This window comes from Oleiphilus sp. HI0128, assembly GCF_001635365.1.
Window position 1 is genome coordinate 1 of sequence record NZ_LWGG01000828.1, and the last position, 7,652, is coordinate 7,652.

Here is a 7,652-nt window from a genome sequence, read left to right on the forward strand (position 1 = left end):
TTCTACGAATTCAAGGCTAGGGCGTTTTGCTGGGCTGCTTATTATTACGAATATGATCAACGCCGCGATGCTGGCCTTGGTTTATGAGCATATGATGCCTTCTGCGATTGCCGATCAGGAGGTGCTAAAGCAAAGTCTGATCACACTGTTCTTTATTTTCTTGATCGTTACGGGTGTGATTTCCTGGCTGTTTCTCTTGGCGCACGAGAGCCGGGTGGTAGCCCAAATTGAGTCCAATCGGCAAACACGTAAGCTGATGCGAGAAATCCAAGCTCATGAGAAAACCGATCTGGAATTGCAACAAGCCAAAGAGCATGCAGAGCAAGCGAATGACGCCAAGAGTCGCTATCTATCTGGGATCAGTCACGAGCTGAGAACCCCGCTTCAATCGATACTCGGCTATGCGCAATTACTGACTGACAAGCAGGACCTTGATGATGCACAGTCTCGAGGCTTGAATATCATTCATCGCAGTGGCTTGCATCTGGCAGATTTGATTGAAGGCCTGCTTGATATATCAAAGATTGAGGCTGGGCGCTTGGACTTGTTTCGGAACAAGGTTCAGTTACCTGAATTGCTCGATCAGCTTGCCAGTATGTTTCAAATGCAGGCTAAGAACAAAGGGATTGAGCTTAACTTCAATATAGAAGGGCGATTGCCGAAAATGGTGATGGCAGATGAAAAGCGCTTGCGCCAGGTTTTGATCAATGTTTTGTCTAATGCTGTGAAGTATACACAAGAAGGTTCAATCGACTTTACGGTGAAGTACCGTTCTCAGGTGGCAGAATTCATTATCAAAGATACCGGGCCAGGGATAGAGGCTTCCTACCTTGCACGTATATTCGAACCTTTTGAAAGGGTGCGTAATACACATACACCGAATGTGCAGGGGACAGGTCTTGGTTTGACTATCGTGAAGCTCTTAACTGAAGTAATGGGTGGAGAGTTACAGGTCGACTCAGAACTTGGGAAGGGCAGTTGTTTTAAGGTGAGCTTAATGCTGCCCTGGGTGAACAATACTCAGCAGGTAGAAGAAGCCGTTAAGGCCAAGATAGTTGGCTACGAAGGTTATCAGCGAACTATCTGTTTGGTAGATGATGACCCGGTTCTAAGGGGCTTCTTGTCAGACTTACTCATTCCACTGGGCTTTACTACCTTAGAGGCTTTTGATGCACCATCTTGTATGGCGCTATTAGATACGGCCAAGCCAGATCTATTTGTTCTCGATGTCTCGATGCCTGGCAAAACAGGTTACGAATTGGCTGATGATTTACGTAGTGAGGGAATTAGTGTTCCGATTTTAATGCTCTCTGCCAATGCACAAATGCCATCGAGCGACTACATTGCCACGGCCAGCTATTCTGATTATTTGATTAAACCGATTAACAATGCGGCTCTGTTAGATAAGCTAGCTGAGCACCTGGGCTTGCACTGGATATCGCAAAATGAAAGTGAAGATTTCGACTCGGTTAAAGTCTTGTCTAAAGAGCGCGATGGTAACCCTGAAGAAGCACAAACTAGTGACGCCTTCGTTATTCCCAACGACCCCTTAATTCGTGAGCTAAAAGCCTACGCCGAAATGGGCTACCGAAAGGGTGTCGTGCAAACTTTAGCTCAGGTAGAATCAGCTAAGTTACTACCGGAGCCATTTATGCAGAGCCTGTTTGCTATGAGTGACAGTTTCCAGTTCGACCAACTTGCGCAAGCCTTAAGAGATTAAATGATGACGCCTTTAAGCCAGACCGATACTGTGTTGGTTGTTGATGACTCCCCCGATGCTCTGAGCATGATTAACGATGCCTTGGAAGCGGAAGGAATGGACGTGCTGGTTGCTCTGGAAGGCAAGCAAGCCCTAACGATCGCTAAGCGCATTCGGCCCGATGTAATACTGCTCGATGCAGTCATGCCCGTAATGGATGGCTTTGAGACCTGTCGCCAGCTAAAGCAAAATGCAGACCTCGCAGATATTCCCGTTATTTTCATGACGGGTTTATCTGATACTGATGATATTGTTCGAGGCTTGGAAGTGGGTGGTGTTGATTACCTGGTTAAACCCATCAACCCGACAGAATTGCTAGCGCGTATGAAGGTGCATTTGAGCAATGCGCGTTTAACCAAGAGTGCGCAAAGTGCCTTGGATAGCACTGGGCAGCATCTCTTCACGGCTGACGAAAAAGGCATTGTTCGCTGGGCCACCCCGCAAACCTATGCTTTGTTTGCCAAAGCTAATATCTCTCCGACAGATGGTTCTGAGGCGTTTACAAAAATGCTTTCTCAATGGTTGGCTGGGTCTCCGCAGGACGGGGATAGTCTAAACTTAGAAGCACTAGAATATCCTTTATCTCTGAAGAGGGTAGGCAAACATTCCAATGGCGACCAGCTAATTAAACTGATTGACGGGAACAAGCCAACAGAAGCTGCTTTATTAAAAGCAAATCTCGATTTAACTGAGCGAGAGGCGGAAGTTTTGTTTTGGATAGCGAATGGGAAAACTAACCGCGAAGCAGCCGAAATTCTATCGATGAGCCCTCGAACGGTGAATAAACATTTGGAAATGATCTTTCCTAAACTTGGTGTCGAGAATAGAACGGCAGCGGCAGGGGTCGCCTTAAGGGTCTTGACACAGGGTTAATTATGGAAAAGACTGAGGTGTTGTTCTCATAGAGTACTCGTAGGCAGAGTAGTATACTGAGCCCAATGAAAAAATGGTTAATATAGTAGGACATTATGAAAGCATTAGTAATTGTTGCACACGGCTCACGACGAGCGTCCTCCAATGATGAAGTACGGGAGCTTTCCCGTAGCGTTCAGAATAAGGTCGGCGCTCAATATGCGATCGTCAATACTGGCTTTTTGGAGCTGGCTGAGCCATTAATACCCGACTCAATTATCCAGTGTATAGAGCAGGGAGCATCTGAAGTAGATGTCTTGCCTTACTTCTTGTCAGCCGGTAGGCATGTTATAGAAGACGTTCCGGCCGAAGTTGCTAAGGCTAGGGAGCAGTACCCTGATGTTAAGATAAACATTAAGACTCATCTGGGAGGTATGCCTGCGATGGTCAGTTTGATTCAGGATACGCTAAGCGTATCCTGATGAGCCTCGTTATAATTAGCGAGTCGTGGCTTTTTTAGTTTTCGTCTTTCTTGTCTTGGCTTTTTTTGTAAGTAAGCCTTCAAGCTCCTCGAGCGCTTCTCCTGAAAATACTGCCAGGTTCTGCATGCTTGGCAAGGTGTCACGACAACCGGTATAGCCAAAATTCAGTGAACCATCATAGCTTAAACAAGTAATATTCAATGCGCCGCCATGGGCGATTAATGATACTGGGTACATCGCCTCAAGTTTACAGCCATTGTAGTAGAGAGCCTTTTTCGGTCCAGGGACATTAGATATTGTAATGTTAAAGGCTGGACGCATTCTTCCGCCCAGGCCTGTGAGAAGCTGTAAAGAGTAGGGTGCCATCATCAGCATCGTGTACTGTGTCAGCGATGCTCTAGGCAAGCTTTGTAAGTGCTCCTTCGCAATCTGGGTCGACTCTTTAATGGTTGCTAAGCGGCGAAGCGGGTCCGCTTCATTGGTTGCTAAGCTAGCGATCATAAAACTAATGGCCGTACCTGTGCCTGTGTCATCCGCAGGGCGAATATTAACCGGAATACCTGCTGTTAAAGGTTGCTCAGGTAATTGTCCTTTTTCTAATAGGAACTGCCTCAACGAGGTGCCACATAAATAAAGCACAATATCGTTTAACGAGGCATCCGCCTCTGCTGCCAGTTTCTTAATTCTGTCTAAAGAATATTGCTGTGTAGCAAAGCGGCGAGCGGCTTGCACCCGGGTGTTAATGGTTGAATTAGGACCAGTAAACGGAGCAGAAAGTTTAACTCTATCCTGAACGGATGAACTGACCAGTTTTGCCAACGCACCCACTAACTGCGGGGTGTTCGAGGCTTGTTCTTTGATTGCGTCGATAGCTTGATCAAGCGCGCCTTGCCAAGTCGCAATGTGTTCGCCGCTTTTAATTTTCTTTGGCGTACCAATAGACCAAGGCGGTCTTGTATCGATATCGTCTGGAGACTCGCTTAGTGTGCGTTGCAATAAACGTACACCGCTTATGCCATCAATTAAGGAGTGGTGCATTTTGGTGTAGATGGCAAAGCGATTATTTTCCAGACCTTCGATGACATGGCACTCCCATAGAGGGCGTTTAAAGTCCATACGGTTGGAGTGTAATCTCGATACAAGTATACCCAACTCTCGTTCACCGCCTGGTTTGGGTAGAGCCGAATGACGTACGTGATAATCTAGGTCTATGTTCTTATCGATAACCCAAGACGGTGCGAGTAAGCGGCCCAGTAAGCTAGGCTTCGCGAGCTTTTTGTTCCAGGGGGAAACAATATCTCCAGCCGATTTCATGCGATGAACATCGTCGCGTAAAAAATTAGCAGGAGCATCTTTGGGGAGAGATAAAATTTGCAGATTGCCAACATGCATTGGCGTCTCTTCGGTATCCAATGCCAACCAAGAGGCATCAAGTATGTTTATCTTGTTATTCTGAGTCATTTTGCCAGGCCTTTTGGGAGTAATGAATACAAAGCGGAATCTTAACACACTTACTATATTAGACCATTAAACTTTATTGCCTAGGTCTATGAAGATATCGGAACTATTTATGTTCGCAGACAAGAAATTTACTTTTGGTATAGCAAATTTTGAAATGGAGTTGTCGTGAACCTTTTATTCGGCAGGGAGGGGGAATGGGGGCATATCGCGAATGGAGTTTTAAGAACCTGAAGATAGAGCAGGCTAAATGAAGTTAGAACAACTTTAGCCTGCTAGAGAAGCATAATACTACTTCACTGCACACATATCTTTTTTGGCCAGGCTAAGTGCTTTTAGTACATCAGCACGTCTAATAATGCCGATCACTTTATCATTTTCTATTACTGGGTAGATCTTGGGCCCTTTCCTTAGCATGCTTTCTGCTAGCTTAAGAATATCTTCATCAGGGGATACGGATAGAGGATTCTCTCGCATAATGTCAGCTGCTACTTCGTGGCTATCACAATAGTAGGTATTGTTGAGCATCTGCTTGATGCAGTTTTGCTCAGTGATAAAACCTACCAGTTTGCCGTCAGTATCTAACACTGGCGCTCCTACGATATGGCTTTTGGTAAGTGTTTTAACGACTTCTTCAACGCTAGTATCAAGTTTAAATGAGTATGTCGCTGGGTGCATGTAATCGCGAACGTAAACCTTGGGAGATTCCATCTTGCCTCCAATAAAATTTGTAATGTATAAATGAGTTTGTTGAAGTGAGCATACTACGAGGTTTCTACTAGTGTGATGACCGGTGTCAATTTGAGTGCATTCCTATAAGGAACTAGTAATCACTTTAAAATAAATACACTATTTGCTGAAGCTGCTATAATTTCGCGCTTTCTATCTTTCGAGTTGATTTGTTATATGTCTGAGAACTTTATCTGGCTTGCAATTGTTGTCGGTAGTCTTGTTTCTATTTTCTTATTCCGTTTTAGCTTCAAAACATGGAACAAAATTCAAAGAATAGAGGACGCGAAAAAAGCTTATCTGGAGGAGGTGGCTGAAAAGAAAGATAAGGCCCTCAACAGCATTAAGGTTATCGCACAATGCATGTTAGACGAGCAGGTTGAGCTGTCGGAAGGATGCATTAGAATTAAAGTGCTACTTGACCATTTAGCCCCCAACCTGCATGAAGATGAGCGGTTTTCAGTGTTTATCAAAATGTATGATGCGCTAGAGCACATGCCAACTCATGAGGCGCGTAAGCAAACTGACAAACGAGTGATTTTTAAGCTGGATCAGGAACGCTTCAAACTGGAAGAAGACAACCAGCATGCGATACTCTCTGCGTCTAAAGCGCTCCTGGAGCATTCATTCTAGAGTAGGTCGGTGAGCAATATGCCCAGGCCTATTCGTTGTACCCGGTGGTCATAGTCAATTAGGCTTTCTCCATAGCCTTCAAAAAATTGTATGAAACCTCTTAATCGCCCCCACATCGGAAAACTGAATCCGGTTTCCGCAGACCCATAACCTGTGTCGAAGTTGTATCTCACCGAGCTGCTGAGTTTATAGCGCCCCCAGTCCATCACACCGGTAATTTCATAGTGACCTAGGTAGTCGTCGATATCCGGGTTATCATCGCCTCGGAATAAGTGGTTTGTCTTTTTGTTGTGTGCATGAGTGAGCAACTTCGGCCAGCGTTGTTTCAGCGGGCATACTCGCCGCTGTATTTAAGAAACAATCAATAGACTCTTCCGCTGCTGCTAACTTACTGAAAAATAGTAAAAAACCTAATAAGGTAAAATACTTGAGTCGTGCAATAGCCATTGTCGCTTCATGTATTGTTTCGATCTGTACGGTAGCCGGCTATTGTTGTTTATACTCACTATCGAAGTCAAAAAATAACTCGCCGGAAATTTCTTTATAGCGGCCTGAGTCCTTCATTCTTTTGAGTCTTGGTGAAAGCTCATCAAGGAAGCTTTGTGTGAGCGCTTTGTTATGACACGTAATACGGTCATAGCTTTCTACAAGAGGGTGCTTGGCAGAGTAACTCAATTGATCTACGAAAGGTTGCAAGTCCGGAAGCGCTGCGATCATGACATCAATACGCTTTACTTTGAGCTTTTTCAAGTTCTGGGCGTCTTTGTATACTTTGTCTAGTTTTATTTTTTCGCTAAGTCTATGTTTATAATAGTTCTCGTGCACATGTACGGCACCCACATTAAGTCCTTTAAGTTGACTGGAGCTAGTTAAAGGGCTTTGGTCGAGAGGGCTAAACATATAATAAGCGAAGGCACCTAGTGGAAAGCTTGCAATGATATTCTCATTTCCTAGCTTTTCTTGCATCACTTGCGTGAAAGAATAAATGCAGTCTGTATGGCCTTGCTCAAATGATACCAGGGCTCGTTTATAAGGCGTATATGATTGAATGATTTTGAAAGGCATATCTGAAATAGCTTCGTTCAGAATGCCTTGATAGATGCCAGACTGGTCTTCCTCAATTAGGCTAGTGATATGAGGCGCTGCTATCGCTATAGTTTGTGCGTCTGGTGATTTTGCGTGAACTAGACTACTAAAAATGCAAAGCAATAATATAAGATAATATTTGAGTATGCTCGAAATAAGCCTTTATAACGATAGAACTAGTGTCTTATATTAAAGCATAAGAATTACTAGAGTGCTCAGTTAACCTAATGTTGTATTAATCCCTTAAGTACAGATTGGCTCACCGCCAGTTCGCTTTTCCAGTATCCGCTAAACTTCGGTAAATTGTCGTCTATTTCTTCACTTCTGCTGTGATAAAAAATATGCCCTTGAGCTGCTGGTAGTGCGCCAGGGTCTTCAAAACGGTCAATGGGAATAAAGGCCAGTTTTAAAAAAGGCGCAAGCCTCAAAAAGCCAACTAATGGAGATTGGCAGTTTTGGCATATACCTCTAGTTAGAGCAGGAGGACGACGATATTTTGCAAACAATAGTTGATCAGATTTGTTTAGCTCAACATTTTTTGCATTGACTACGACAAATTCTGCATAAGGCTTGTTATAGATCTCTTGGCAAATAGTGCAATGGCATTTAAAGCGAGAAAAAGGTTGGGCTCTGACGGTGATTTTCGATGTGGT

The 7,652-nt window shown here is 44.2% G+C and carries 9 protein-coding genes; 4 read left to right on the plus strand and 5 right to left on the minus strand.

The features are described from left to right. The 3 genes from A3763_RS12635 to A3763_RS12645 all read left to right on the plus strand — a co-directional run. Window positions 1–1,720: ATP-binding protein (locus tag A3763_RS12635; RefSeq protein ID WP_156495072.1), on the plus strand; the 1,720-nt coding region annotated here is incomplete at its 5' end. Window positions 1,721–1,723: 3 nt separating this feature from the next. Next, a complete protein-coding gene (locus A3763_RS12640) occupies window positions 1,724–2,632 on the plus strand; it encodes a response regulator (RefSeq protein WP_369820144.1) in 909 nt (302 codons plus the stop codon). 95 nt (window positions 2,633–2,727) lie between these two features. Then, window positions 2,728–3,093: a sirohydrochlorin chelatase gene (locus A3763_RS12645; RefSeq protein WP_068507391.1), complete on the plus strand. Its 366-nt coding sequence runs from the start codon at window positions 2,728–2,730 to the stop codon at window positions 3,091–3,093. A 15-nt stretch (window positions 3,094–3,108) separates the two neighbouring features. Here A3763_RS12645 and A3763_RS12650 read toward each other — a convergent pair whose 3' ends face one another. After that, window positions 3,109–4,554 (minus strand): wax ester/triacylglycerol synthase family O-acyltransferase, encoded by a 1,446-nt coding sequence (locus A3763_RS12650; RefSeq protein WP_068507389.1) that lies wholly within the window; start codon window positions 4,552–4,554, stop codon window positions 3,109–3,111. A gap of 288 nt (window positions 4,555–4,842) precedes the next feature. Continuing rightward, a complete protein-coding gene (locus A3763_RS12655) occupies window positions 4,843–5,262 on the minus strand; it encodes a CBS domain-containing protein (RefSeq protein ID WP_068507387.1) in 420 nt (139 codons plus the stop codon). Between the two features lie 195 nt (window positions 5,263–5,457). Between A3763_RS12655 and A3763_RS12660 the strand changes: the two genes are divergently transcribed. Beyond that, complete coding sequence (locus A3763_RS12660) at window positions 5,458–5,913, plus strand: DUF2489 domain-containing protein (RefSeq protein ID WP_068507385.1); 456 nt, start codon at window positions 5,458–5,460, stop codon at window positions 5,911–5,913. Here A3763_RS12660 and A3763_RS27020 read toward each other — a convergent pair. The 3 genes from A3763_RS27020 to A3763_RS12675 form a co-directional block, all read right to left on the minus strand. Further along, window positions 5,910–6,221, minus strand: a complete 312-nt coding sequence (locus tag A3763_RS27020) for a phospholipase A (RefSeq protein WP_197469993.1) — start codon at window positions 6,219–6,221, stop codon at window positions 5,910–5,912. The two genes, A3763_RS12660 and A3763_RS27020, sit on opposite strands and share 4 nt — an antisense overlap. Window positions 6,222–6,399: 178 nt before the next feature. Then, window positions 6,400–7,122 (minus strand): transporter substrate-binding domain-containing protein, encoded by a 723-nt coding sequence (locus A3763_RS12670; RefSeq protein WP_082880458.1) that lies wholly within the window; start codon window positions 7,120–7,122, stop codon window positions 6,400–6,402. A gap of 101 nt (window positions 7,123–7,223) precedes the next feature. Continuing rightward, window positions 7,224–7,652 (minus strand): GFA family protein (locus A3763_RS12675; protein WP_068760100.1); only part of this gene is annotated, 429 nt, incomplete at its 5' end.

Bases quoted from the DNA above. Each gene is read 5' to 3' on its own strand.
- A3763_RS12640 (WP_369820144.1), top strand. From the start codon at position 1,724: ATGACGCCTTTAAGCCAGACCGATACTGTGTTGGTTGTTGATGACTCC.
- A3763_RS12645 (WP_068507391.1), top strand. From the start codon at position 2,728: ATGAAAGCATTAGTAATTGTTGCACACGGCTCACGACGAGCGTCCTCC.
- A3763_RS12650 (WP_068507389.1), bottom strand. From the start codon at position 4,554: ATGACTCAGAATAACAAGATAAACATACTTGATGCCTCTTGGTTGGCA.
- A3763_RS12655 (WP_068507387.1), bottom strand. From the start codon at position 5,262: ATGGAATCTCCCAAGGTTTACGTTCGCGATTACATGCACCCAGCGACA.
- A3763_RS12660 (WP_068507385.1), top strand. From the start codon at position 5,458: ATGTCTGAGAACTTTATCTGGCTTGCAATTGTTGTCGGTAGTCTTGTT.